General features: G+C 71.2%; 19 protein-coding genes. 8 read left to right on the top strand and 11 right to left on the bottom strand.

Translation table 11 applies throughout. The features are described 5' to 3' along the window. The first annotated feature begins 108 nt into the window (after positions 1–108). Together ABIE67_RS13120 and lgt are read left to right on the top strand one after the other, a co-directional pair. Complete coding sequence (locus tag ABIE67_RS13120) at positions 109–885, top strand: DsbA family protein (RefSeq protein WP_370256659.1); 777 nt, start codon at positions 109–111, stop codon at positions 883–885. Between the two features lie 97 nt (positions 886–982). Continuing rightward, positions 983–1,960 carry a prolipoprotein diacylglyceryl transferase gene (gene lgt / locus ABIE67_RS13115; protein WP_370256658.1) on the top strand — a complete coding sequence of 326 codons (978 nt, stop codon included), beginning with the start codon at positions 983–985 and terminating at the stop codon, positions 1,958–1,960. A 134-nt stretch (positions 1,961–2,094) separates the two neighbouring features. Here the strand turns inward: lgt and ABIE67_RS13110 are convergent, their stop codons facing one another. Genes ABIE67_RS13110 through ABIE67_RS13080 form a run of 7 tightly spaced genes read right to left on the bottom strand, consistent with a single transcriptional unit; the run spans position 2,095 to position 10,041 of the window. Then, complete coding sequence (locus tag ABIE67_RS13110) at positions 2,095–2,928, bottom strand: CoA ester lyase (protein ID WP_370256657.1); 834 nt, start codon at positions 2,926–2,928, stop codon at positions 2,095–2,097. Then, the gene (locus ABIE67_RS13105) at positions 2,925–4,139 is read right to left on the bottom strand and encodes a CaiB/BaiF CoA transferase family protein (RefSeq protein ID WP_370256656.1); all 1,215 of its coding nucleotides are present in this window, start codon (positions 4,137–4,139) and stop codon (positions 2,925–2,927) included. Before ABIE67_RS13105 ends, ABIE67_RS13110 begins: the two co-directional genes overlap by 4 nt. Beyond that, entirely contained in the window at positions 4,136–5,029 is an 894-nt protein-coding gene (gene rbsK, locus ABIE67_RS13100) for a ribokinase (protein ID WP_370256653.1), read from the bottom strand. Before rbsK ends, ABIE67_RS13105 begins: the two co-directional genes overlap by 4 nt. Continuing rightward, entirely contained in the window at positions 5,026–6,423 is a 1,398-nt protein-coding gene (locus ABIE67_RS13095) for an ADP-ribosylglycohydrolase family protein (RefSeq protein WP_370256651.1), read from the bottom strand. Before ABIE67_RS13095 ends, rbsK begins: the two co-directional genes overlap by 4 nt. Next, positions 6,411–7,586, bottom strand: a complete 1,176-nt coding sequence (locus ABIE67_RS13090) for an ADP-ribosylglycohydrolase family protein (RefSeq protein WP_370256649.1) — start codon at positions 7,584–7,586, stop codon at positions 6,411–6,413. Before ABIE67_RS13090 ends, ABIE67_RS13095 begins: the two co-directional genes overlap by 13 nt. Positions 7,587–7,594: 8 nt before the next feature. Beyond that, complete coding sequence (locus tag ABIE67_RS13085) at positions 7,595–8,977, bottom strand: ADP-ribosylglycohydrolase family protein (RefSeq protein WP_370256647.1); 1,383 nt, start codon at positions 8,975–8,977, stop codon at positions 7,595–7,597. Further along, on the bottom strand, positions 8,974–10,041 hold the full coding sequence (locus ABIE67_RS13080; RefSeq protein WP_370256645.1) for an ADP-ribosylglycohydrolase family protein: 1,068 nt from the start codon (positions 10,039–10,041) through the stop codon (positions 8,974–8,976). Before ABIE67_RS13080 ends, ABIE67_RS13085 begins: the two co-directional genes overlap by 4 nt. Positions 10,042–10,313: 272 nt before the next feature. On the opposite strand from ABIE67_RS13080, the gene ABIE67_RS13075 reads away from it, so the two are divergent. The 3 genes from ABIE67_RS13075 to ABIE67_RS13065 all read left to right on the top strand — a co-directional run bounded on the left by ABIE67_RS13075 (position 10,314) and on the right by ABIE67_RS13065 (position 17,469). After that, a complete protein-coding gene (locus ABIE67_RS13075; RefSeq protein ID WP_370256644.1) occupies positions 10,314–11,045 on the top strand; it encodes a VIT1/CCC1 transporter family protein in 732 nt (243 codons plus the stop codon). A gap of 369 nt (positions 11,046–11,414) precedes the next feature. Further along, positions 11,415–16,013 carry a glutamate synthase large subunit gene (gltB, locus tag ABIE67_RS13070; RefSeq protein ID WP_370268520.1) on the top strand — a complete coding sequence of 1,533 codons (4,599 nt, stop codon included), beginning with the start codon at positions 11,415–11,417 and terminating at the stop codon, positions 16,011–16,013. Continuing rightward, positions 16,006–17,469 carry a glutamate synthase subunit beta gene (locus tag ABIE67_RS13065; RefSeq protein WP_370256643.1) on the top strand — a complete coding sequence of 488 codons (1,464 nt, stop codon included), beginning with the start codon at positions 16,006–16,008 and terminating at the stop codon, positions 17,467–17,469. The genes gltB and ABIE67_RS13065 overlap by 8 nt, the downstream gene beginning before the upstream one ends. 128 nt (positions 17,470–17,597) lie before the next feature. Here ABIE67_RS13065 and ABIE67_RS13060 read toward each other — a convergent pair whose 3' ends face one another. Both ABIE67_RS13060 and ABIE67_RS13055 read right to left on the bottom strand, forming a co-directional pair. Beyond that, positions 17,598–18,506: a chitosanase gene (locus ABIE67_RS13060; protein ID WP_370256642.1), complete on the bottom strand. Its 909-nt coding sequence runs from the start codon at positions 18,504–18,506 to the stop codon at positions 17,598–17,600. Beyond that, entirely contained in the window at positions 18,503–19,468 is a 966-nt protein-coding gene (locus tag ABIE67_RS13055; RefSeq protein WP_370256639.1) for a rhomboid family intramembrane serine protease, read from the bottom strand. Before ABIE67_RS13055 ends, ABIE67_RS13060 begins: the two co-directional genes overlap by 4 nt. Before the next feature lie 146 nt (positions 19,469–19,614). Here ABIE67_RS13055 and ABIE67_RS13050 point away from each other — a divergent pair, with 146 nt between their 5' ends. Beyond that, the gene (locus ABIE67_RS13050) at positions 19,615–20,340 is read left to right on the top strand and encodes a VWA domain-containing protein (protein WP_370256637.1); all 726 of its coding nucleotides are present in this window, start codon (positions 19,615–19,617) and stop codon (positions 20,338–20,340) included. A gap of 18 nt (positions 20,341–20,358) precedes the next feature. Here the strand turns inward: ABIE67_RS13050 and ABIE67_RS13045 are convergent, their stop codons facing one another. Beyond that, a complete protein-coding gene (locus ABIE67_RS13045) occupies positions 20,359–21,225 on the bottom strand; it encodes an aldo/keto reductase (RefSeq protein WP_370256635.1) in 867 nt (288 codons plus the stop codon). A 59-nt stretch (positions 21,226–21,284) separates the two neighbouring features. Between ABIE67_RS13045 and ABIE67_RS13040 the strand changes: the two genes are divergently transcribed. After that, the gene (locus ABIE67_RS13040) at positions 21,285–21,626 is read left to right on the top strand and encodes a MerR family transcriptional regulator (RefSeq protein WP_370256634.1); all 342 of its coding nucleotides are present in this window, start codon (positions 21,285–21,287) and stop codon (positions 21,624–21,626) included. A gap of 51 nt (positions 21,627–21,677) precedes the next feature. Beyond that, positions 21,678–23,324, top strand: a complete 1,647-nt coding sequence (locus tag ABIE67_RS13035; RefSeq protein WP_370256633.1) for a cytochrome bc complex cytochrome b subunit — start codon at positions 21,678–21,680, stop codon at positions 23,322–23,324. Here ABIE67_RS13035 and ABIE67_RS13030 read toward each other — a convergent pair. Next, positions 23,302–24,282 (bottom strand): acyl-CoA dehydrogenase family protein, encoded by a 981-nt coding sequence (locus ABIE67_RS13030; RefSeq protein ID WP_370256632.1) that lies wholly within the window; start codon positions 24,280–24,282, stop codon positions 23,302–23,304. The two genes, ABIE67_RS13035 and ABIE67_RS13030, sit on opposite strands and share 23 nt — an antisense overlap. Positions 24,283–24,411 lie beyond the last annotated feature (129 nt).

The raw sequence follows: 24,411 nt of genomic DNA, 5'->3' as shown, positions 1-24,411 counted from the left end.
GGGGAGCGAGATACATCTTCAGAAGAAGGGCCTTCCGTACGAGTCGCTCGAACGGGTGGACCTGGGGCCGGGGAGGCGCGCTGCGCCTCCCCGGTTCGTTCTGCGGGTGTGAGCGAACAGAATCGTGAGGGAAAGCGGTCCGCCCGGGAGCGGCTGGCGGCCGAGCGTGACAAGCAGAAGGCCGCCGACAAGCGGCGCCGCGCGCTGATCGTGGGCGCGAGCGTCGTCTGTGTCCTGGGACTCGCGGCGGTGATCGGAGTCGTCGCGGCGAACGCCGGCAAGGACGACGGCAGCGACACGGCGGGGCCGGTCGTGGGGCCCTCGGGGGCGCAGGGCAAGGACGGCCTCGCGATCCCGGTGGGCGAGGAGAGCGCCAAGTCGACACTCGTCGTCTGGGAGGACTTCCGCTGCCCGGCCTGCAAGTCCTTCGAGGACCGCTACCGATCGACGATTCACGAGCTGACGGACGCCGGCAAGCTCAGAGTCGACTACCACCTGGCCACGATCATCGACGGCGGCATGGGCGGCACCGGCTCGCGCAACGCGGCCAACGCCGCGGCCTGCGCCCAGGACGCCGGGAAGTTCACGGCGTACCACGACGTGCTGTACCAGAACCAGCCCCCCGAGACCGACGACGCCTTCGCCGAGAACAGCAAGCTCCTCGAGCTCGCGGGCAAGGTCGAGGGTCTGGACACGCCGGCCTTCCGCAAGTGCGTCGAGGACGGCACGCACAACAGCTGGGTCAACAAGTCCAACGAGGCGTTCCAGAAGGGTGGTTTCAGCGGCACGCCGACGGTGCTGCTGAACGGCAAGAACATCTACCAGGACCAGACGATGACACCGGCCAAGCTCAAGCAGATGGTCGAGGAGGCCGCCAAGGGATGAGCCCCGCCGGGGGGCGACGGCGGGCGCCGCCTGTTATGGACCCGTAGCCGGGCCGCCTGCCATCGCTGCCGCCCGGCAGGGTAGCGTCGACCTTGCCATGGAACTTGCCTACATTCCCAGCCCGTCGCGCGGGGTGATCCACCTCGGTCCCATTCCGCTGCGCGGCTACGCCTTCTGCATCATCATCGGTGTCTTCGTAGCCGTCTGGCTCGGCAACAAACGCTGGATCGCCCGGGGCGGGCGGGCCGGCACGGTGGCCGACATCGCGGTCTGGGCCGTGCCGTTCGGCCTGGTCGGCGGGCGCCTCTACCACGTGATCACGGACTACGAGCTGTACTTCAGCGAGGGCCGTGACTGGGTGGACGCCTTCAAGATCTGGGAGGGCGGCCTCGGCATCTGGGGCGCGATCGCGCTCGGCGCGCTGGGCGCGTGGATCGGCTGCCGCCGCCGTGGCATCCCGATGCCCGCCTACGCCGACGCCGTGGCGCCCGGCATCGCCCTCGCGCAGGCGATCGGGCGCTGGGGCAACTGGTTCAACCAGGAGCTGTACGGGCGTCCGACCGACGTGCCGTGGGCGCTGGAGATCACCTCCTCGACGGACGGGCGGCTGCCGGGCACCTACCACCCGACGTTCCTGTACGAGTCGCTGTGGTGCATCGGCGTCGCGCTGCTGGTGATCTGGGCCGACCGCCGCTTCAAGCTGGGGCACGGACGGGCGTTCGCGCTGTACGTCGCCGCGTACTGCTCGGGCCGCGCGTGGATCGAGTACATGCGCGTCGACGACGCCCACCACATCCTGGGCGTGCGGCTGAACGTCTGGACCGCGCTGATCGTGTTCCTGCTGGCGGTGACGTACCTCGTGGTGTCGGCGAAGAAGCGGCCGGGCCGCGAAGAGGTCGTCGAGCCGGGTGCCTCCGGCGGTAACGCCGACGGTGAGGCCGAGGCGTCCGGTGCGGACCAGGCTGCTGAGGGTGCCGACCAGGCCGCCGACGGCGAGACTGAGGCCGAGGCTGAGGTGAAGGACGACGTGAAGAACGACGTCAAGGACGAAGCCGGGTCGACGAAGAAGAATTGAGGCATGGCCGTACGGCGGTGAGGGCGCTCGGAATCTTCCGGGCGCCCTCGTTGGTGTGTGGGCGTGGGTTTCGGTGAGTTCGGCACCGCCGGAACGCGCCGTGGGGTCCCCGCCGTAGCGGCGGGAAAGGGTGGTCAGCTTCGGCGGACCAAGGACAGGGTTCGCTGAGCCGTCGCCACCACCGCCGCGTCGATGAAGCTGCCGTCCGGGAGGGCCTGGGCGCCTTGGTTCGTCGCCGCTGCCTTGATGATCGTCTCCGCTTGTTCCAGCTCCTCCTCCGTGGGGAGGTAGGCCCGCTCGATCACCGGGAGCTGGCGGGGGTGGATGGCCGCCCGGCCCAGGAAGCCCAGGGTGCGGCCGTGGGCGCAGGTCGCCGCCAGGCCGTCCAGGTCACGGATGTCGGGGTGGACCGTCTGGGGAGGGGGCGGCAGCCCTGCCGCCCGGGCCGCCACGATGACCCGGGAGCGGGACCAGTCGAGGCCCGCGTCACCCCGGATGCCCAGGTCGGCCCGTAGGTCCGCCTCGCCGAGGGCGATGCCCCGCAGGGACGGGTGGGCGGAGGCGATCGCGTAGGCCCGCTCGATGCCCAGGGCCGACTCCAGAAGGGCGTGGAGCGGCGGGGCGCCCCCCGCGCTCGGTGGTGTGGTCTCCGCGAGGCGGACGATCTGGTCGGCGGACCGCACCTTGGGCAGGCGGATGCCGGACAGGCCGGGGCGCGTGGCCAGTGCCTCCAGGTCCTTCGCCGCCGCCGGGGTGTCCAGGGCGTTCACGCGGACGTGGACCGGGACGGGGTGCTCGGGTTCGGAGAGCAGGTCGGCCGTGGCCGCGCGGGCGTAGTCCTTGCGGTCCGGGGCGACCGCGTCCTCCAGGTCGACGATCACGATGTCGGCGCCGGACGTCAGGGCCTTGGCCACCACATGGGGGCGGTCGCCGGGGGCGTACAGCCAGGTCAGGGGGAAGCGGGTCACAGGGTGCCCTCCTCGCGCAGGGCCGCCCGTTCGGCGGGGGTCAGGCCCAGGCCGGCGAGGATCTCGGCGGAGTCCGCGCCGTGCGGGCGGCCCGCCCAGCGGATCGCGCCGGGGGTGGCGGAGAGGCGGAAGAGGACGTTCTGCATGCGCAGCGGGCCCAGCTCGGGGTCGTCGACGGTGGTGATCGTGTCGAGGGCCGCGTACTGGGGGTCGATCATGACGTCCCGTACGTCCTGGATCGGGGCCACGGCCGCCTCCGCCTTCTCGAACGCCGCGAGGACGTCGGCGCGCGTGTGGCGGGCGATCCAGTCGCCGACCGCCTTGTCGAGGACATCGGCGTGGCGGGCCCGGTCGGCGCCCGTCGCGAACCACGGTTCGTCGATCAGGTCGGGGCGCCCCACCAGCTGCATCACGCGCTCGGCGATCGACTGGGCGGAGGTGGAGACGGCCACCCAGGTGCCGTCCGCGGTGCGGTAGGTGTTGCGCGGGGCGTTGTTGGCGGAGCGGTTGCCGGTGCGTTCCTGGACGTAGCCGAGCTGGTCGTACCAGGTGGGCTGGGGGCCGAGGGCCAGCAGCATCGGCTCGATGAGCGCCATGTCGACGACCTGGCCCTCGCCGGTGCGGTCGCGGGCGGCCAGCGCGGTCATCACGGCGTACGCGGTCGCCAGGCCCGCGATCGAGTCGGCGAGGCCGAAGGGCGGGAGCGTCGGGGGCGCGTCCGGTTCGCCGGTGAGCGCGGCGAAGCCGCTCATCGCCTCGGCGAGGGTGCCGAAGCCGGGGCGGCGGGCGGAGGGGCCGAACTGGCCGAAGCCGGTGACGCGGGTGAGGACCAGGCGGGGGTTGGCGGCGGAGAGCTCCGGCCAGCCGAGGTCCCATTTCTCCAGGGTGCCGGGGCGGAAGTTCTCGATGACGACGTCCGCGGTCGCGGCCAGGCGCAGGAGGGTGGCGCGGCCGCCTGGCTTGGAGAGGTTCAGGGTGATCGTGCGCTTGTTGCGGCCGAGCACCTTCCACCACAGGCCCACGCCGTCCTTCGACGGGCCGTGGCCGCGGGAGGGGTCAGGCTTCTCGGGGTGCTCGACCTTGATGACCTCCGCGCCGAAGTCGCCGAGCATCGTGGCGGCGAGGGGGCCGGCGAAGAGGGTGGCCAGGTCGAGGACGCGGAGGCCGGTCAAGGGAGCGGCGGGCCCGGGCCGGGTTCCGGGGGCGTTCATGCGGTGTGACGCTCCTCGATCTCAGGGCGGTACGGCATCGACACCGTGGCACCCTCCCGCTGGACCGACAGCGCGGCCGCCGCGGCCGCCCAGGCCAGGGCCTCGGGCATGGGCCGCCCTTCGCCGAGCGCCACCGCGAGGGCGCCGACGAAGGTGTCGCCGGCGCCGGTGGAGTCGACGGCGGTGACCTTCGGGGCGGGGACGGTCACAGGATCGGCGTCTCGGCTGACGTACAGACTGCCGAGCGCGCCCAGGGTGACGACGACCGCGGGCACCAGGTCGAGCAGCCCGACGGCCGCCTCGCGGGGGTCGGTGCGGCCGGTGAGGGTGGCGGCCTCGTGCTCGTTGGGGACCAACAGGTCGACGGCGGCGAAGAGTTCGTCCGGCAGAGGCTGGGCGGGGGAGGGCGTGAGGATCGTACGGACGCCGTGGCGGCGGGCCGCCTGGGCGCCGGCGATCACCGCGGCCAGGGGGATCTCCAGCTGGAGCAGCAGGGTGTCGGCGGAGGCGATGACGCCCTCGTCGCCCGGGCTCAGATGGTCCAGCGTGCCGTTGGCGCCGGGGATCACGACGATCGCGTTGCCGCCCTCGTCGTCCACCACGATGTGCGCGGTGCCGGAGGGGCCCTCGACCGTGCGGAGGTCGTCGGTGTCCACGCCGGAGTGCTCCAGGGTGGAGCGCAGGTGGGTGCCGTAGGCGTCGTTGCCTACGGCACCGATCATCAGGACGTTGCCGCCCGCGCGGGCCGCCGCGATCGCCTGGTTGGCGCCCTTGCCGCCGGGGATCGTACGGAACTCCCGGCCCATCACGGTCTCGCCGCGCTGCGGAGCCTTTTCGACGTAGGTGACGAGGTCCATGTTCGTGCTGCCGAGCACGACGATGTCGGTCATGGGCGAGTGGCCTCCAAGGGGATGAGTCGGTGGGTGAGCTCGTGCGTCAGCCGGGCGAGCGTGTCGAAGCCGGTGCCGTTGAAGTCGGCGACGGACGTGGCGAGGCGGTTCTTGAGGGGGGCCGTCCAGCGGTCGGGGAGGGCGGAGGGGGTGCCGGCGAGGAGGGCGGCGATGCTGCCCGCCGTCGCGCCGTTGGAGTCGGTGTCCCAGCCTCCCGACACGGCACGGCAGATGGCGCCGGTGAAGTCGCCGTCGGCGTGGGTGAGGGCGGCGGCGATCAGGGCGGTGTTGGGGATGGCGTGGACCCAGTGGTGGGTGGAGGCGTGGGTGGCGTGGAGTTCGTCGACGACCGTGTCGAAGTCGTCGTGGGTGTCGGCCAGTTGGACGGCGTGGTGGATCGCCCGGGCCAGCCGGGAGTTCGGCGGGATCACCGTGAGGCCGGTGCGCAGGCAGGCGTGGATGTCGTGGGCGCCGGTCGCCGTCGCCGCCCGGGCGATGACGGCCGCCGTGAACATCGCCGCGTAGACGCCGTTGGCGGTGTGGGTGAGGGTGGCGTCCCGGTGGGCCTGTTCGGCGGCGGCGGCCGGGTCACCGGGGTTGGTCCAGCCGTGGACGTCCGCGCGGATGAGGGCGCCGATCCATTCGCGGAAGGGGTTGCGGTGGCGGGCCGTGTGCGGGGGCTCGATGCCGAGGAGGAGGTTGCGGTGGGCGATGCGTTCGGCGGTGAAGGCGCGGCCGGGCGGGAGTTCGTCCAGCCAGAGGCGGGCCACGTCGGCGGTGGTGAAGGTTCTGCCGTGGCGTTGGAGCAGGAGGAGGCTGAGGAGGGGGTAATTGAGGTCGTCGTCCTCGGGCATGCCGTCGATGTTCTCGGCGAGGGAGGTGGGGGCCGAGCGGCGGTTCCAGGGGTGGGCGGCGAGGAGGTCGGCGGGGACGCCGCGAGCGGTGAAGTAGGTGGTCAGGGGCCAGTTGCCGGTGGATCGGGCCAGTTGGCGGATGGCTTCGAGGGGGAGCTTTTCCACGGGCTTGCCCAGGAGGCAGCCGACGGCTCGGCCCAGCCAGGCCGCTTCGAGGCGGGTGGGTGTGGGGGACGCGGTGGCGGTGCCGGTGTGGCTCGGCCAGTCCGGGCACAGGGGCTTGATCTTCTCCAGGTCCGTCGGCTCGTCGTCCTTCAACCTGCTGGGCAGGTCCGCCAGTTCGTCCAGCAGGTCCTCGGCCAGCGTCCGCAGATACCGCGACGCGGGCTCCGGCGACGCCCCCGCCCGCAGCGGAGCCTCGCTGCCGCCCGCCGCCCTCCAGCGCGCCGCGATCCTCGACGGCTCCCGGCCGTCCAGGGCCGCCTGGTGGAGCTCGTGGCCGAGCAGGTCCTCCGGCTGGACCCAGGTCAGTCGGAGCATGGCCGGCCCTCCAGCGCGGTGAACGCCGCTTCGTGGACCCGGCGCCGGTGTACGTCCCGGGCGTGGATCTCCCTCGTCACCTCGGTCAGCGTGCGGGGCGGCTCCCAGAGGTCCAGGCGGCTGGCCTCCGCGACCGTCTTCGACCAGTCCTCGGGGACCGGTGAGCCCAGGGCGCCGGCCAGAGCGCCGGCCATCGTCGCGATCGAGTCGCAGTCGCGGCCGTAGTTCACCGCGCCCAGGACCGCTTGGCGGTACTCGCCGTTCGCGACCAGCAACATGCCCAGGGCGACGGGGAGTTCCTCGATGGCGTGCAGCCGGGACGGGCGGCGGGCGCCGAGGGAGGGCTGTCGGTAGTCGGGGCCGACCGTGTCGTACGGGGTGACCGCCTCCCGGAGCGGGGTCAGTGCCGACTCGAAGTCCGTGTACCGGCCTGCCACTTCGCAGACCTTCTCGATCGCCGCCCTCGTCCCGTCCTTGGCCAGCGACAGACAGGTCGAGACGACCGAGTCCGGTGTGGCGCCGGGAGTGCACGCCGTCGCCACCGCCGCCGCGAAGACGCCCGCCGCCTCACGGCCGTACGACGACTGGTGGGCGCCCGCGACGTCCAGCGCCTCGGCGTACGCGGCCCTCGGGTCGGCCGCGTTGACCAGGCCGACCGGGGCCATGTACATCGCGGCACCGCAGTTGACGATGTTGCCGACGCCGGCTTCGCGCGGGTCCACATGGCCGTAGTGGAGGCGGGCCACCAGCCATTTCTCCGCCAGGAAGACGCGCTGGAGGGGGAGGGCCTCCGCCTCCAGCTCCGGGATCCAGCGCGGGTTGGTCATCAGGTCCGGGACCAGGTGGTCGGCGATCGCGTACGCGTCGAGGTGGTCGCGGACCTGCCCGTAGACCCGGATCAGCGCGTGCGTCATCAAGGTGTCGTCGGTGACGTGCCCGTCGCCCTTGTGGTACGGCGCGATGGGGCGGGCCGTGCGCCAGGCGTCGCCGTTCCAGGGGCCGACGATGCCGTGGACGCGGCCGCCGTGGCGCTGAAGGATCTGGTCGGGGGAGTAGCCCTCCACCGGGCCGCCGAGGGCGTCCCCGACCGCCGCGCCGACCAGGGCGCCGGTGATCCGCTCGTCGAGACGCGGACCACTGCTTTCTTCTGCTTTGGGCGTCATGCCCCGAATCATCCTCCTGGTCGGGCCGGTTGCGTGGCTTCCAGGAGTTCGGCGAGTTCCACCAGGTCAGTGCCGGTGAGCCGGGGGAGTACACAGCCGGAGAGGGTGCGGCAGGCGTCGCGCCAGGACGCGGGGACGGAGGTGCCGCCACCGAGCGCGCCGGTCAATGCCCCGACCAGCGCCGGTGCCGAGTCCGCGACCCGGGAGAGGCACGCTGCGGCGGGGACCGCCTCGGCGATACGGCCGTCCGCGGCGACCGCGAGGGCCAGGGCGACCGGGACCGTTTCGGCGGCGGCGATGCCGTAGCTGTAGACGTGGTCGACGATCTGGTGTTCCAGAAGGGGGATCAGGGCGAAGGCGCTGTCGGCGTCCTGCGCGAGCCGCAGGGCGTGGCGGGCGTTGCGGCCGATCTCCGTCTCCTCGGGCAGCTCGGTGAGTGCCGCCGCTACGCAGGTCTCGGTCTTCGCGCCGGTCAGGGCCAGGGAGAGGGCCGCCGCCATCGCCCTCGCGCCGTGAACGCCGTCGCCGTCCTGGGTGTAGCGGGCGTCGAACTCGGCGAGGTCGGCGGCGAGGTGCGGATCCCCGGGGTGGGCCACGGCGAGGACGCAGGCCCTGACGCAGGCCGCGTCGTCGAAGTAGTGCGGGTTGTCGTGGCCGGTGGCGGGTGGGCGCAGGCCGGTGGCGAGGTTGCCGAGGCCGGCTCGGACGGAGATGCGGGCGCGCAGGGGGAGGATCGCCGACTCGATCTCGGGGGCGCGGTCCGCTGCGGCGGCGACCTCGCTGGCTACGGCGTTCCAGGTGAGGTCGATCGCGGCTCGGGTGCGGCGTTCTCGGCTGAGGTCGCCGAGGGCGGTGTCGTCGCCGGCGCGGAGGAGTGCCTCCGCTGCGAAGGCGGCCCATTCCGCGTCGTCGGAGGGGCCCAGGCGGAGGGGTTCGGGGGGTTGGTTGAGGGCGATGGGGACGGGGAGGGTGGTGGTGGCGTTGTGTTCGGCGAAGGTGTCGAGTTCGCGGGTGAGGCGGCGGGTCCAGTCGGGCATACGGGCGGCTCTGTGGCGGGCGGCGGGCCAGCCGGCGGCGTCGCCTGCGGCCAGGCCGAGCAGGAGGCCTTCGACGCGGTTGGCCTTGTGTTGCGGGGCGTGCGCCGTTCCGGCCTCGGCTTCGCCTTCGGCCGGTTGTTGATTCCCACCCGCACCGCCCGTGCGGCTCTCGTCTTCGGCTGCGGGTGGCCCCAGTGGGGCGTGCCCGCCGTCGGCGGCCGCGGGTTCGTTCGGCTGTGTCACGGGCGAGCCGTCCGCGATCGTCGGCTCGGCCGGCTGTACGAGCAGCGTGGGCTCGGCTTCTGGGGGTGGCATGGTCGGGGCGCCCTCGTCCCATGGGGTGGGCGGGGTCATCGTCGGGCTCCGGCGCGCGATGTCGGCGCCTCGACTGCCGCGAGTCCCCCCGTCACCCATTTCCTGTCCTCCCCCGGCACCAGCAACTCCGCCACGTCCAGCACGTGATGCCCGGCCATCGACGGCAGACAGCTCCCCCTCGCCGGCCCGATCGCCGCCGCCCACTCCGTCGGGATCGCCGGTGCCCCCTGGGTCGCGCCGGCCAGCGCACCCGCCACGGCCGCCGTGGTGTCCGCGTCCCGGCCCATGTTCACGGCGGTGAGGACCGCCTGGACGAAGTCGCCGTCCGCTGCCGCGTACGCGCCGAAGGCCAGGGCGACCGCCTCGGGGGCGAGGTCGGTCCAGGGGTAGCCGCCGATGACGACGGCGGAGCGGACCGCGCGTTCGCCGCGGTGGGCCACTGCCACCGCCCTTCTCAGGGATCTGGCCGTCCAGGAGTCGTCCGGGACCACGGCGAGGGCCGAGGCCACGACCGCGATCGTGGGCGCCCCCGCCATGGCCGCCGCCACGCCCGCCGCCACCGCCTGGCCGCCGTAGATGCCTTCGCCGTCGTGGCTCACCGAGCCGTCGATCGCCACCAGGCGGGCCGCCTCCGCCGGTCGGCCCGCCGCGAAGACGCCGAAGGGGGCCGCCCGCATGGCGAGGCCGTCGCTCCAGGCATGGCGGTGCTGGGCCGAGATGGGGGCCGCCAGTCCTCGGCGGAGGTTCTCCAGCGTGCCGCGCTCGCTGAAGCCCGCGCCCCGGAACGGGCCCTCCGCCCGGTCCGCGATCCACTCGTGCCAGGCCGTCTCCACATGGGCCGGGGTGAGGGCGGAGCCGTGGCGGGCGAGGAGGAGGCCCGAGAAGATCGCGTACTCGGTGTCGTCCGTGCCGGAGGGGTTGTCGGCGACGAACCCCGTGATGCGGCCCCAGCGGGCGCGGATCTCGGAGGGCTTCATGTTCTCCGCGGGGGCGCCCAGCGCGTCGCCGACCGCCAGGCCCAGGAGCGCGCCGCGCGCCCGTTCGCGGAGTTCGGCGGCGTCCCCCGGCGCCGGGACCGAGGGGATGCAGGCGATGGATGGCATGCGCGGCCTCTCCTCCGGGGGCTCCGCCCAGGGCGCGGAGCCCTTTGCGGATGTGTCCCACCGTCGGCGGTTGACCTGAGCCTCGGAAACCCCAGAGTCACCCGGTCGACATTTGTGCATGCCTCGGCACGAATGAGCGTTCTAAGGGAAAACCGCAGGTTAGCCCAGCCTTTCCTTGCTGGCGGGCAGGAATTTCCGGGCGTAGATTTGGTGTTGTCGAAGAATAGAACTTGTCTAAAGACAGCCTTACCTGAGTTCTCCGGGGGACCTTCATGGCCATCATCGAGACCGAGGCGCCGCTGCACGAGGCGCACCGTGACAACCACACCCACCGCGATGTGAACGGCGGCTGGCTGCGGCCCGCGGTCTTCGGTGCGATGGACGGGCTGGTCTCCAACCTCGCCCTGATGACCGGCGTCGCGGGCGGCGCGGTCGGTCAGCAGACCATCGTGCTGAGCGGCCTCGCCGGGCTCGCCGCCGGCGCCTTCTCCATGGCCGCGGGCGAGTACACCTCCGTCGCCTCGCAGCGTGAGCTCGTCGAGGCCGAGCTGGACGTCGAGCGGCGGGAGCTGAGAAAGCACCCGAAGGACGAGGAGGCCGAGCTCGCGGCGCTCTATGAGGCGCGGGGGGTCGAGCCGCGGCTCGCGAAGGCCGTCGCCGAGCAGCTCTCCCGTGATCCCGAGGTGGCCCTGGAGATACACGCCCGCGAGGAACTCGGCATCGACCCCGGCGATCTGCCCTCGCCGCTGGTCGCGGCCGTCTCGTCGTTCGGGTCCTTCGCGCTGGGTGCCCTGCTGCCCGTACTGCCGTATCTGCTCGGTGCGACCTCGCTGTGGCCGGCCGTGCTGCTCGCGCTCGTCGGGCTGTTCCTGTGCGGTGCGGTCGTGGCCAAGGTGACGGCACGGACCTGGTGGTACAGCGGGCTGCGGCAGCTCGCGCTCGGTGGTGCCGCAGCCGGTGTGACGTACGCCCTGGGCGGTTGGTTCGGAACGGCCGTAGGATAGATCGGCTGGAACTTATGCGTTGGGCCGCATAAGTAGCCGTTACTCGCTGGTTTCGGATGCATGACCACCGGGCATGAGCCGTAAGCGCTGTGGGCAATGACGCCTGCGGCGTACTCGCGGGGTGGGCGACGACGCCCCCTCCGCCTCGGATCGACGGGCACGGACCTGTCTCGTTCGGTCCCCACATACTTCAAGCCATGGGCGCGGAACCCTTGTTGCAGCCCCTGGTGTCCGCATGATGGAACGGATTATCCCGCTTCCCGAGAACCGCCCCATCATGTAACCTGCACGAAATTTTGCACTCACGCAGAGGGCCAACGTCGTCCCTCGGCAATTTGCATATGCCAGATGACGACGACGGGAGAGCCGATGCGTACGCCGCGCCAGCCGTCCCAGCACTCCGCGAATGGCCAGAACTGGTCGTTCATGGATGCTCGCCCTGCTGCGCAGGGTATGTACGACCCCCGCAACGAGCGCGACGCCTGTGGCGTCGGCTTCGTGGCCACCCTCACCGGCGAGGCGAGCCACACGCTGGTCGAGCAGGCGCTGACCGTTCTGCGCAATCTCGAACACCGTGGTGCCACCGGCTCCGAGCCCGACTCGGGTGACGGCGCGGGCATCCTCTCCCAGGTGCCGGACGCCTTCTTCCGTGAGGTGGCCGGGTTCGAACTGCCCGAGGCCGGTGCGTACGCCGTCGGTATCGCCTTCCTGCCGGAGGACGGAACCCAGGACGTCGTCTCGCAGATCGAGACGATCGCGTCCGAGGAGGGCCTCACCGTCCTCGGCTGGCGCGAGGTTCCCGTCGCCCCCGAGCTGCTGGGTGCCACCGCCCGCTCGACGATGCCCGCCTTCCGCCAGCTCTTCGTGGCGGACGGTTCCTCGAAGGACATCGCGCTCGACCGCAAGGCCTTCGTGCTGCGCAAGCGCGCCGAGCGCGAGGCCGGTGTCTACTTCCCGTCGCTGTCGGCCCGCACCATCGTCTACAAGGGCATGCTGACCACGGGCCAGCTGGAGCCCTTCTTCCCGGACCTGTCCGACCGCCGCTTCGGCTCGGCCGTCGCCCTCGTCCACTCGCGCTTCTCGACGAACACCTTCCCGTCGTGGCCGCTCGCGCATCCGTACCGCTTCGTCGCGCACAACGGTGAGATCAACACCGTCAAGGGCAACCGCAACTGGATGGTCGCCCGCGAGTCGCAGCTCGTCTCCGACCTGTTCGGATCCGACAGCAAGGCCCTCGACCGGATCTTCCCGGTGTGCACGCCGGACGCCTCCGACTCGGCGTCCTTCGACGAGGTGCTGGAGCTGCTCCACCTCGGTGGCCGTTCGCTGCCCCACTCCGTGCTGATGATGATCCCGGAGGCGTGGGAGAACCACGACTCCATGGACCCGGCCCGGCGCGCCTTCTACCAGTTCCACTCCACGATGATGGAGCCCTGGGACGGCCCGGCCTGTGTCACCTTCACCGACGGCACCCAGGTCGGCGCCGTGCTCGACCGCAACGGTCTGCGCCCCGGCCGCTACTGGGTCACCGACGACGGCCTCGTCGTCCTCGGCTCCGAGGTCGGCGTCCTCGACATCGACCCCGCCAAGGTCGTCCGCAAGGGCCGCCTGCAGCCCGGCCGCATGTTCCTCGTGGACACCGCCGAGCACCGCATCATCGAGGACGACGAGATCAAGGCCCAGCTCGCGGCGGAGAAGCCGTACGCCGAGTGGCTGGAAGCCGGCGAGATCGAGCTGTCCGACCTGCCCGAGCGCGAGCACATCGTGCACACGCACGCCTCGGTCACCCGCCGCCAGCAGACCTTCGGTTACACCGAGGAGGAGCTGCGCGTCATCCTCGCGCCGATGGCCAAGGCCGGTGCCGAGCCGATCGGCTCGATGGGCACCGACTCGCCGATCGCCGCGCTGAGCGACCGCCCGCGTCTGCTCTTCGACTACTTCACCCAGCTGTTCGCGCAGGTCACCAACCCGCCGCTGGACGCCATCCGCGAGGAGCTCGTCACCTCGCTGCACTCCTCGCTGGGCCCGCAGGGCAACCTGCTCGACCCGACGGCCGCGTCCTGCCGCTCGGTCACCCTGCCCTTCCCGGTGATCGACAACGACGAGCTGGCCAAGCTCATCCACATCAACGCCGACGGCGACATGCCCGGCTTCAAGGCCGCGACCCTGTCCGGTCTGTACCGGGTGCACGGCGGTGGTGACGCCCTCGCCGCGCGGATCGAGGAGATCTGCGCCGAGGCCGACGCCGCCATCGACAACGGGGCCCGGCTGATCGTCCTGTCGGACCGCCACTCGGACGCCGAACACGCGCCGATCCCGTCGCTGCTGCTCACCGCGGCCGTCCACCACCACCTCATCCGCACCAAGCAGCGCACGCACGTGGGCCTGCTGGTCGAGGCCGGTGACGTCCGCGAGGTCCACCACGTCGCCCTGCTGATCGGCTACGGCGCCGCCGCCGTGAACCCGTACCTGGCGATGGAGTCCGTCGAGGACCTGGTCCGCGCGGGCACCTTCCTCTCGGACATCGAGGCCGAGCAGGCCATCCGCAACCTGATCTACGCCCTCGGCAAGGGCGTCCTGAAGGTCATGTCCAAGATGGGCATCTCGACCGTCGCCTCCTACCGCGGCGCCCAGGTCTTCGAGGCCGTCGGCCTCGTAGACGCCTTCGTCGAGAAGTACTTCAACGGCACGGCCACCAAGATCGGCGGCGTCGGCATCGACGTCATCGCCAAGGAGGTCGCCGCGCGCCACGCGAAGGCGTACCCGGCGTCGGGCATCGCGCCCGCCCACCGCGCCCTCGACATAGGCGGCGAGTACCAGTGGCGCCGTGAGGGTGAGCCGCACCTGTTCGACCCGGAGACGGTCTTCCGCCTCCAGCACTCCACGCGCACCGGTCGCTACGACATCTTCAAGAAGTACACCGAGCGCGTGAACGAGCAGTCCGAGCGCCTCATGACGCTCCGCGGGCTCTTCGGCTTCAAGTCCGACCGCCCCTCGATCTCCATTGACGAGGTCGAGCCGGCCAGCGAGATCGTCAAGCGCTTCTCCACCGGCGCCATGTCGTACGGCTCCATCTCCAAGGAGGCGCACGAGACCCTCGCCATCGCCATGAACCAGCTGGGCGGCAAGTCCAACACCGGTGAGGGCGGCGAGGACCCGGAGCGTCTGTACGACCCGGCGCGGCGTTCGTCGATCAAGCAGGTCGCCTCCGGCCGCTTCGGTGTCACGTCCGAGTACCTGGTCAACGCCGACGACATCCAGATCAAGATGGCCCAGGGCGCCAAGCCCGGTGAGGGCGGCCAGCTGCCCGGCCACAAGGTCTACCCGTGGGTCGCCAAGACGCGTCACTCGACGCCGGGCGTGGGCCTGATCTCCCCGCCGCCGCACCACGACATCTACTCCATCGAGGACCTGGCCCAGCTGATCCACGACCTGAAGAACGCGAACCCGCAGGCGCGGATTCACGTCAAGCTGGTCTCCGAGGTCGGCGTCGGCACGGTCGCGGCGGGTGTGTCGAAGGCGCACGCGGACGTGGTACTCATCTCCGGCCACGACGGCGGTACGGGTGCCTCCCCGCTGACCTCGCTCAAGCACGCGGGCGGTCCCTGGGAGCTCGGCCTCGCCGAGACCCAGCAGACGCTGCTGCTCAACGGCCTGCGCGACCGCATCGTCGTACAGACCGACGGTCAGCTGAAGACCGGCCGTGACGTCGTCATCGCCGCGCTGCTCGGCGCCGAGGAGTTCGGTTTCGCGACCGCGCCGCTCGTCGTCTCCGGCTGCGTCATGATGCGCGTCTGCCACCTGGACACCTGCCCGGTCGGCATCGCCACCCAGAACCCGACGCTCCGCGACCGGTTCTCCGGCAAGGCCGAGTACGTCGTGAACTTCTTCCAGTACATCGCCGAAGAGGTCCGCGAGATCCTCGCCGAGCTGGGCTTCCGCACCATCGAGGAGGCCGTCGGCCACGCCGAGACGCTGGACGTCACGCGTGCCGTCGACCACTGGAAGGCGCAGGGCCTGGACCTGGAGCCGCTGTTCCACGTGCCCGCACTGCCCGAGGGCGCGGTGCGTCACCAGCTGATCGAGCAGGACCACGGCCTGGAGAAGGCGCTCGACAACGAGCTCATCAAGCTCGCCGCCGACGCCCTGGCCGCGGACTTCGCGACCGACGCCCAGCCGGTGCGCGCCCAGGTCAAGGTCCGCAACATCAACCGCACGGTCGGCACCATGCTCGGCCACGAGGTGACGAAGAAGTTCGGTGGCGCGGGCCTGCCCGACGACACCATCGACATCACCTTCACCGGTTCCGCGGGCCAGTCCTTCGGCGCCTTCCTCCCGCGCGGTGTCACGCTGCGCCTGGAGGGCGACGCCAACGACTACGTCGGCAAGGGCCTCTCCGGCGGCCGGGTGATCGTCCGCCCGGACCGGGGCGCCGACCACCTCGCCGAGTACTCGACGATCGCGGGCAACACCATCGCGTACGGCGCGACCGGCGGCGAGCTGTTCCTGCGCGGTCGTACGGGCGAGCGGTTCTGTGTCCGCAACTCCGGCGCGACGGTCGTCTCCGAGGGCGTGGGCGACCACGGCTGCGAGTACATGACCGGCGGTCACGCGGTGGTCCTGGGCGAGACGGGCCGTAACTTCGCGGCCGGTATGTCCGGCGGCATCGCGTACGTCATCGACCTCGACCGCGACAACGTCAACGTCGGCAACGTCAGCGCCGTCGAGGCCCTCGACGACACCGACAAGCAGTGGCTGCACGACGTGGTCCGCCGTCACCAGGAGGAGACCGGATCCACGGTCGCCGAGAAGCTCCTGGCCGAGTGGGACACCGCCGTCGAGCGCTTCAGCAAGATCATCCCCAGCACGTACAAGGCAGTGCTCGCCGCCAAGGACGCCGCCGAGCGAGCCGGTCTGTCCGAGACCGAGATCACCGAGAAGATGATGGAGGCGGCGATCAATGGCTGACCCGAAGGGCTTTCTGAACCACGGCCGCGAGGTCGCCAAGTCCCGCCCGGTCGACGTACGTCTGAAGGACTGGAACGAGGTCTACGTCCCCGGCTCCCTGCTGCCGATCATCAGCAAGCAGGCCAGCCGCTGCATGGACTGCGGCATCCCGTTCTGCCACAACGGCTGTCCGCTGGGGAACCTCATCCCCGAGTGGAACGACTACGCCTACCGCGAGGACTGGGCCGCCGCGTCCGAGCGTCTGCACGCCACGAACAACTTCCCGGAGTTCACGGGCCGTCTGTGCCCCGCTCCCTGTGAGTCGGCGTGTGTGCTCGGCATCAACCAGCCGGCCGTGACCATCAAGAACGTCGAGGTCTCGATCATCGACAAGGCGTGGGACGAGGGCACCGTCGCCCCGCAGGCCCCCGAGCGCCTGTCCGGCAAGACCGTCGCCGTGATCGGCTCGGGCCCGGCGGGCCTGGCCGCCGCCCAGCAGCTCACGCGGGCGGGCCACACCGTCGCCGTCTACGAGCGCGCGGACCGCATCGGAGGCCTCCTCCGCTACGGCATCCCCGAGTTCAAGATGGAGAAGCGGCACATCAACCGCCGTATCGAGCAGATGCGCGCGGAGGGCACCCGCTTCCGCACCGGCATCGAGATCGGCCGCGACCTCAAGGCGACCGACCTCAAGAAGCGGTACGACGCCGTCGTCATCGCCGCCGGCGCCACGACCGCCCGTGACCTCCCGGTCCCCGGCCGCGAGCTCCAGGGCATCTACCAGGCCATGGAGTACCTGCCGCTGGCCAACAAGGTGCAGGAGGGCGACTTCGTGACGCCCCCGATCTCGGCCGAGGGGAAGCACGTCGTGGTCATCGGCGGTGGCGACACCGGCGCCGACTGCGTGGGCACCGCCCACCGCCAGGGCGCGGCCTCCGTCACGCAGCTGGAGATCATGCCCCGCCCGGGCGACGAGCGGAACGCCGTCTCCCAGCCGTGGCCGACCTTCCCGATGCTCTACAAGGTCACGTCCGCGCACGAGGAGGGCGGCGAGCGGGTCTACTCCGTCTCGACGACCCACTTCGAGGGCGACGAGGACGGCAACGTCCAGTGGCTGCACCTCACCGAGGTCGAGTTCATCGACGGCAAGCTGACCCCGAAGCCGGGCACGGAGCGCAAGATCCCCGCCCAGCTGGTGACGCTGGCGATGGGCTTCACGGGCACCGACCGCGAGAACGGCCTCGTCGACCAGTTCGGCCTGGACCTCGACGAGCGCGGCAACATCGCCCGCGACGCCGACTTCCAGACCAACGTCCCCGGTGTCTTCGTCGCCGGTGACGCGGGCCGCGGCCAGTCGCTCATCGTCTGGGCCATCGCGGAGGGCCGGTCGGCCGCCCGCGGCTGCGACCGCTTCCTGACGGGCGCCAGCGAACTGCCGGCCCCCATCAAGCCGACGGACCGCGCGCTGATGGTCTGACGGCCGCACAACAGGTGACCTGAGGGTCACTCGACAAACGTCCCGTACAACGGCGTACGGAACACTGACGGCGCCTGCCCCACAGTCCCCGACCGGACGACTGGGCAGGCGCCGTCACCTTTCGGCGCCTAGGGAATCCTGTACGGCTCCCCGTACACCCGCCACTCCAGCGGCGTCCGCAACCGCAGGTTCCCGTCGTACAGGAACTGGCGCTGGGCCGTGTCGATGCGGGTGGTGTCGGTGCCCGGACGCTTCTCCCGCATGGCCTTGCGGCGGATGTCGAGGAAGATGTCCAGGTAGGCCTTCTCCGAGCCGCCCTGGGAGGGGGAGTCCGCCTCGCGCAGGGCGCGTTCGCGCAGTACGTAGAAGCCGTCGTCGTCGATTCCCGGGCCGTGGAAGACCATCGCGTCGTAGTAGATGAACTGGCCCAGCGTGCCGAGACCGTCGAGCTTGGCGAGGCGGACCGCCGGGTCGAAGTAGGCGCGGTCGCGCTCGGCGAGCTGGGCCTCCTGGAAGGCGGGCTGCTCGGCCTCCGCCTTCCAGGCCGCCGTGAAACCGGGGTCGAGGCCCTCGTGGGAGTCGGTGCCGTCCACCGCGCGCAGGGCGGGCAGATACTTGGCGAGCCCGTTGTCCGGATGGTCGGCGGTGTAGCGCTCGACCAGCGTGAGCAGGTCGTGCGTGCCGGTGCAGAAGCCGATGATGCCGGCCGTGTAGCCCTGGCCGTCGTCGATGTCCTCGATGTACTCGAAGGTGTCGCGCCAGTCCAGGGTCGAGTTCTCGGCGCTGGATACGAGCTGCTGGGCCAGTTCCTTCTTCGCCGGGGCGGCCAGCCCCGGCGGCAGGCTCGCGATCAGCTTGTCGTCCGCCGACCGCTCCTGCTCGGCCCGGCTCTTGGCGTCCTGCCGGGACGCCTGCTGCGCGGTGGCGACGGTGGGCTCGCCCGGGCTCTCGGCGGAGTCCGTGGGGACGAGGAAGTAGACGGCCGCGGTGACGGCCACGGGGACGGTCGCGAAGAGCAGGACACCGATACGTCTCACTGGGCCACCCCTCCGCCGGTCAGTTCCGAAACCCTCGCGACCGCGACCACCGCCAGCAGCACGAACACGCTCACACAGGCGGCCACCTGGATCAGGACCCGACGCGGGCCGCGTGGGGCATAAGCGTAGGCGAGCGTCACCGCGGCTCCCGTGAGCAGTCCACCGAGGTGGCCCTGCCAGGAGGTGAGACCGGCGGAGAGCAGCAGCCACAGGAGCAGGAACGCCATGAACCGGTTGACGCCCCGCATGTCTGCCCCGACCCGGCGGGCGAGGACGTAGTACGCGGCGCCGAGGCCGAAGACCGCCCCCGACGCGCCGACCGACTCCACGTTCACGTCGGTCAGCAGCAGCTCGAACACCGAACCGCCCAGCGTCGCCAGCAGGTAGAGCGCGATGTACCGGACCCGGCCCAGCATGGGCTCCACGATCCGGCCGAGCTGCCACAGCGAGAACATGTTCATCACGATGTGCAGCAGCCCGAAGGTGCCCTCCGTCGGGGGCAGGTGGAGGAAACCGCTGGTCAGCAGCCGCTCCCACTGCCCCGCGACCACGCCCTCGGCGTGGAAGTCGGAGGGGTGTCCGGGCTCGTAGACGTAGTAGCCGCCGTCCGGGCCGACCAGCCGGGCGCTGACCATCGCGAAACGGTCCAGGATCTCCGGGCGCACCACCTCGGCCAGGTAGGCGAGGACGTTGAGCCCGATGAGCACGGAGGTCACGAGCGGCGTCGCGGCCATCCGCCCACCGACGACAGTCCGCGCCTGCCGCACCGACCGCGCGCCCTCCTTCACGCACTCCACGCACTGGTGGCCGACGGACGCCTCGCGCATGCAGTCCGGGCAGATGTACCGGTCGCAGCGGGTGCAGCGGACGTGGGACTCCACTTTGGGGTGGCGATAGCAGGTGGTGACGGTGGACTCGGTGGACTCGGTGGACTCGGTGGACGGGGTGGACTCGGGCTCCACAGCCGGCTCCTCGAAGGGGACTGGACGAACGGTGAGCCGGTGGGGTCGGCGGCGAACAAAATAGCGAACACCTGTGGACGGAGGGAGAGGCGGGGCCGGTGTGCCGTAACCTCGGCAGCCAGCCAGGTGCACCAGGGGGAGACCATATGGCCGCGATCAGTCTCAGCAAGGTGGAGGAGACCGCGCCCGCGCTGGTCAGCCTGTACAAGAACGCCGGGGTCTCGCTCCGCAAGCACGGGCTGGACGGGGTGCGGGCGGCGGTCTATCTGGTGGTCGACTACTCCGGTTCGATGAAGCCGTACTACAAGGACGGCAGCGTGCAGGCGCTCGCCGACCGGGTGCTCGGGCTGTCGGCGCACTTCGACGACGACGGGAGCGTGCCGGTGGTGTTCTTCTCCACCGACGTTGACGCCGAGACCGAGATCGCGCTGGCCGGCCACCAGGGGCGGATCGAGCGGATCGTGGCCGGGCTCGGGCACATGGGCAAGACCAGCTACCACCTGGCGATGGACGCCGTCATCGACCACTACCTGGACAGCGGGTCGAGGGACCCCGCCCTGGTCGTGTTCCAGACCGACGGCGGGCCCATCAACAAGCTCGCCGCCGAACGGTACCTGTGCAAGGCGGCCCCCCTCCCGCTGTTCTGGCAGTTCATCGGTTTCGGGGACCCCACCAGCAAGCAGTTCGACTTCCTGCGCAAGCTCGACGAACTGGCGGTGCCGGCCAAGCGGGTCGTCGACAACGCCGGGTTCTTCCACGCCGGCTCGGATCCGCGGACCGTGTCCGACGCCGAGTTGTACGACCGCCTGGTCGGGGAATTCCCGAAGTGGCTCGTGGCGGCGCGGGCGCAGGGGATCGTACGGCCGTCCTGACGTACCCGGCCGCGCGGATCACCCGGCGATGCGCTGGAACTGCTCCGCGGTCAGGGCGAGTCCGAGAGCGCCGGCGTTCTCCGCCAGATGGGTGGGGGAGGAGGTGCCCGGGATGGGGAGCACGTTCGGGGCGCGGTGCAGCAGCCAGGCCAGGGCGGTCTGCGACGGGGTGGCGCCCAGCTCCTCGGCGACCCGCGCGAGAGGGCTGCCGTCGGCCGAGTGCTCGCCCCGCGCGATCGGGAAGTACGGCAGGAAGGCGATGCCGCGCTCGACGGTGTGGTCGATCACCTCTTCGTGGCCGCGTTCGGCCAGGTTGTAGAGGTTCTGCACGCTCGCTATCGGCGCGATCCGCTCGGCCGCCGTCAGCTCCTTCACCGTCACCTCGGACAGCCCGATGTGCCGGACCTTGCCCTCCTCCTGGAGTTGCTTCAGCGCACCGATCTGGTCGGCGAGCGGGTACTCGGGGTCGATACGGTGCAGCTGGAAGAGGTCGATGCGGTCGGTGCGGAGCCGACGCAGGCTGAGCTCGGCCTGCTGGCGCAGATAGGCCGGGTGGCCGTGCGTGATCCACTCCGTCGGGCTCGGCCGCACGACGCCCGCCTTGGTGGCGATCAGGACGCCGTCGCGGTAGGGGTGCAGGGCCTCGGCCAGCAACTCCTCGTTGGTGCCGAGGGCGTAGGCGTCGGCGGTGTCGAAGAGGTTCACGCCCAGGTCGACCGCCTTGCGCAGCAGGGCGATCGCCTCGGGACGGTCGGTGGGGGCGGTCCAGATCGGGGCGGTCATACCGGCGCGCTCGTGCGGGGCGTTCGCCAGCCGCATGGCGCCGTAGCCGATCCGCCGTACCGGGAGGTCGCCGCCGAGCTGGAATATCGTCGCGTTCGTCATGGCTGTGACGCTAGGAGCTCACATGGATGTGAGCTTCAAGCCGATGTGAGGGGGGTCACTTGAAGATCGGCCGGCTCTCCCGGGAGACGGGCGTCAGCGTCCGGTTGCTCCGCTACTACGAGGAGCAGGGCCTGCTCGCCGCCGAGCGCACCCCGGGCGGACAGCGGGTGTACGACGCCGACGCGCCCGCGACCGTACGCCGGATCCGTACCCTCCTCGACGCCGGTCTGCCCACCCGGGTGATCCGTGAGGTGCTGGAGTGCGTCTGCGGCAGCGAGGCAGAGGTGGAGCCGTGCATGACACCGCTGTTGCTGGAGCAACTGCAGGGGATCGAGGAGCGGATCGCCGGTCTGGAGGGCTCGCGGCAGTCGCTCACCCGGCTGCTCGCCCCGTTGGCCTAGCCGGTACGGCCATGTCACCCTGTGGTTGATCCCACGGGGAGGCGACGACGTATGGACGGCGCACGATCGGGGCACGACGGGACGGATGCGCGGCGGTCCGCACCGCCCGGCAAGGGCGAGAAGATCGCCGACTGGGCCGACGGGCGGCTCGGGCTGTTCGCCCTGGCCAAGGCCAATATGCGCAAGGTCTTCCCGGACCACTGGTCCTTCATGCTGGGCGAGGTCTGCCTCTACAGCTTCCTCGTCCTGATCCTCACCGGCGTCTACCTCACCCTGTTCTTCGACCCGAGCACCAACGAGGTCGTCTACAACGGCACCTACGAGCCCCTCAACGGCGTCCTGATGACCAGGGCGTACGAGTCCACGCTCGACATCAGCTTCGACGTGCGCGGCGGGCTGCTCATGCGGCAGATCCACCACTGGGCGGCGCTGGTCTTCGTCACCGGAATGCTCGTGCACATGATGCGGGTGTTCTTCACCGGCGCCTTCCGCAAGCCGCGCGAGCTCAACTGGGTGTTCGGCTGGACCCTGCTGATGCTCGGCATCATCACCGGCCTGACCGGCTACTCCCTCCCCGACGACCTGCTGTCCGGCACCGGCCTGCGGTTCGCCCACGGCGCGATCCTGTCCATCCCGATCGTCGGGACGTACGTGGCGTTCTTCCTCTTCGGCGGGGAGTTCCCCGGCGAGGACTTCATCGCGCGCCTCTACCCGATCCACATCCTGCTGCTGCCCGGGATCATGCTCGGCCTGGTGGTCGCCCATCTGATCCTGGTCTTCTACCACAAGCACACGCAGTACCCGGGCCCCGGCCGCGACCAGAAGACGGTCGTCGGCATGCCCTTCCTGCCGGTGTACATGGCCAAGGCGGGCGGCTTCTTCTTCCTCGTCTTCGGCGTGCTGGCGCTCATGGGCGGCATCGCCAGCATCAACCCGGTCTGGGCCTTCGGGCCCTACCGCCCGGACCTGGTGACCACGGGCGCCCAGCCCGACTGGTACCTGGGCTTCTCCGAGGGCCTGATCCGGGTGATGCCGGGATGGGAGATCAACTTCTGGGGCCACACCCTGGAACCGGGCGTCTTCATCCCCTTCTCCCTCTTCCCGCTGATCCTGCTCGCGCTCGGCGTGTATCCCTTCATCGAGGCGTGGATCACCGGTGACAAACGCGAGCACCACATCCTCGACCGGCCGCGCAACATGCCCGTGCGCACTGGCCTCGGCACGGCCTGGCTGAGCCTGTACACGGTGCTGCTGATCGGCGGCGGCAACGACATCGTGGCCACGCACCTGCATCTGTCCATCAACGTGATCACCTGGTTCGTGCGGATCTCGGTCTTCGTCGTGCCCGTCCTCACCTACTACGTGACCAAGCGCGTCTGTCTCGGGCTGCAGCGCCGGGACCGGGCCAAGGTGCTGCACGGCAGGGAGACGGGCACCATCAAGCGGCTTCCGCACGGCGCGTACATCGAGGTCCACGAGCCGCTCTCACAGGCGCAGCTGTTCACCCTCACCCAGCACGAGCAGGACCCGCCGTACGAGATCGGCCCGCTCGTCGACGCGAACGGCGTCCGGCGCCGGGTCGGCCCGACGCAGCGGGTGCGGGCCCGGCTGGCGCGGGCGATGTTCGGGCCGCACACGCGGATCGCCAAGCCGACGGTGGAGGAGTACCGCGAGGTCACCAGCGGCGATCACCACTGAGGGCGTGGGCACGCAGCACTTCGGCTCTGCATACGTCCGGCTCGCCCCAGGCGGTGCGCAGGGCGCGGGCCTTGGTCAGCCACAGCGACAGGTCGTACTCCGCCGTGTAGCCGATCGCGCCGTGCAACTGCAGCGCGGTACGGGCGGCGGCGTACGCGGCCTCGCAGGCGGTGACCTTGGCGGCGGCGATGTCGGCGGGCGCCATGGTGAGCGCGGCGCCGAACAGGAGCGGCCGGGCGAACTCCAGCCCGATCCTCGCGTCGGCCAGCCGGTGCTTGACGGCCTGGAACGAGCCTATGGGGACCCCGAACTGGGTGCGCCGTCCGACATGGGCGACCGTCCTGTCGAGCAGGGCCTGACCGACGCCGAGGGCTTGGGCGGCGGTGGCGAGGCGGGCGTAGGCGAGGGCGCGGGCGGTGGCCGGGTCGCGGCCGAGCAGTTCGCCGCCGGGTTCGAGGGGGGTGAGACGGCGGGCCGGGTCCAGGGAGGGGCGGACGGGGCCGTGGCCGGGAGAGAGGAGCAGGCCTGGTCGCGTGAGGGCCAGGCGGGTGGTGGCCACGTCGCCGTCCAGGGCGTACGGCCCCTTCCACGCCAGCGTCGCCACGGCCTCGCCGGACGCCAACGCCGGCAGGAGCCGCTCGGCCGGGCCGGGGTCCGCCAGATCGGCGAGCAGGATCGCCGCCGCGACCGTCTCCACCAACGGACCCGGCACTGCGTGTCGCCCCAACTCCACGAAGGCGACGGCGAGTTCGACGGGCCGGGGGCCCAGCCCCTCGTACGCCTCCGCAACCGCCAGCGCGAACACCCCCGCCTCGGCGATGCGGGACCACAGCGCCCGGCCCCGCGCATGCTCGCCCCGGCTCCAGTCCCGTACGACGGAGGGCGTGTCCGCGGCCGCCAGCATGGCATTCAGCGAGTCGCCGAAGGCACGCTGCTCGGGGTCGAGGAGGAAGCGCATCAGCGGGGTCCCTTCGGTGGCCGGGTTGATCCTTTCCGCGTCAGCGCGGGGTTCTCGGGTTTTCGGGGTGTTTCTCTTGGCGCCGAAGGTTCTTGCGTGGAGGCGGGGCTCACGGTGCCCGGCGCGTTT

Source organism: Streptomyces sp. V4I8, from assembly GCF_041261225.1.
Taxonomy (GTDB): domain Bacteria; phylum Actinomycetota; class Actinomycetes; order Streptomycetales; family Streptomycetaceae; genus Streptomyces.
The sequence above is the reverse complement of the archived record's forward strand: the minus strand, read 5'-3'. Positions and strand labels throughout refer to the sequence as shown.